This window comes from Streptomyces himastatinicus ATCC 53653, from assembly GCF_000158915.1.
Taxonomy (GTDB): domain Bacteria; phylum Actinomycetota; class Actinomycetes; order Streptomycetales; family Streptomycetaceae; genus Streptomyces; species Streptomyces himastatinicus.
In genome coordinates this window covers 1,176,549-1,177,723 of sequence record NZ_GG657754.1, presented here as the reverse complement: position 1 = coordinate 1,177,723, position 1,175 = coordinate 1,176,549, and the positions used below count along the sequence as shown (strand labels likewise).

The window sequence follows — 1,175 nt, the reverse complement described above, 5'->3', positions numbered from 1 at the left end:
CGAGCGGGAGCCGGGGCCCGCCCGGGACGGCACAATGGGACGGTGAACGAGCCGATACCCGTGACCAGGACCGTGGACCACGGCACCGCCAAGCTGATGCCCGACCTGGACCGGCCGCGCGCCTGGCTGCTCACCGTGGACGGCGCACCACAGTCGTACGTCGACCTGGACGACCCCGGCCACCTGGAGTTCGAGTACGCGCGCAGGCTCGCCCACGTCCTCGACACGACCGGCGGGCCCGGAGAGCCCGGCGCGCCCCTCGACGCCCTGCATCTGGGCGGCGGGGCGCTGACCCTGCCCCGCTATCTGGCCGCCACCCGGCCCGGCTCCCGGCAGCAGGTGATCGAGGCCGACGGCGGACTGCTGGAGCTGGTCGCCGAGCAGCTGCCGCTGCCGCCGGGCGGCGCGGGCATCACGGTGCGGCAGGCGGACGCCCGCGCCGCGCTGGAGGCCGCGCCCGACGCGTCCGCCGATGTCATCGTGGCCGATGTGTTCGGCGGGTCGCGGGTGCCCGCGCATCTCACCTCCGTCGCGTACGCGCGCGCCGCGGCCCGGGTGCTGCGCCCCGGGGGCGTTTACGCGGCGAACCTCGCCGACAGCGCTCCGTTCACCTTCCTCCGCTCCCAACTGGCCACGTTCCGCAGCGTGTTCGTGGAGCTGTGCCTGATCGCGGAGCCCGCGGTGCTGCGCGGCCGCCGGTTCGGGAACGCGGTGCTGGTGGCCTCGCAGGGCGAGCTGCCGGTCGGGGCGCTGGCGCGGCGTACCGCGGCCGACGCGTTCCCGGCGCGGGTGGAGTACGGGGCGGCGCTGGAGCGGTTCATCGGCGACGCGGTGCCGGTGCGGGACGAGGACGCGGTGCCGTCGCCGGAGCCGCCGGGCGGCGCGTTCAGCGTCGGCTGACGGTACGGCACGTAACGCGGCCCTCAGCGCTTTTCCTGCGCCGCCGTCAGCTCGGTGGCGGGCTTGCCCTCGGCGACCGGCTTCGGTTCGCGGCGCCGCAGCCGCCGTACGTCCGGTACGCACAGCACCGCCAGGGTCAGCAGCAGGATCAGCGCCGAGCAGCCCCACAGCGCGGCGGTCCGCCCGAAGGCGCTCTCGGCCGGGCCCGCGAGGGCGGTGGCGACCGGGACCAGGGCGATGGAGCCCAGCCAGTCGTACGCCGCCACCCGGGACAG

1 protein-coding gene and 1 pseudogene are annotated in these 1,175 nt (G+C 76.3%); one reads left to right on the top strand and one right to left on the bottom strand.

The window, feature by feature from the left end:
• Positions 1-42 precede the first annotated feature (42 nt).
• On the top strand, positions 43-900 hold the full coding sequence (locus tag SSOG_RS04335; RefSeq protein WP_039936537.1) for a spermidine synthase: 858 nt from the start codon (positions 43-45) through the stop codon (positions 898-900).
• 23 nt (positions 901-923) lie between these two features.
• Here the strand turns inward: SSOG_RS04335 and SSOG_RS04330 are convergent.
• Positions 924-1,175: pseudogene (locus tag SSOG_RS04330) on the bottom strand (MFS transporter); the annotation flags it as partial.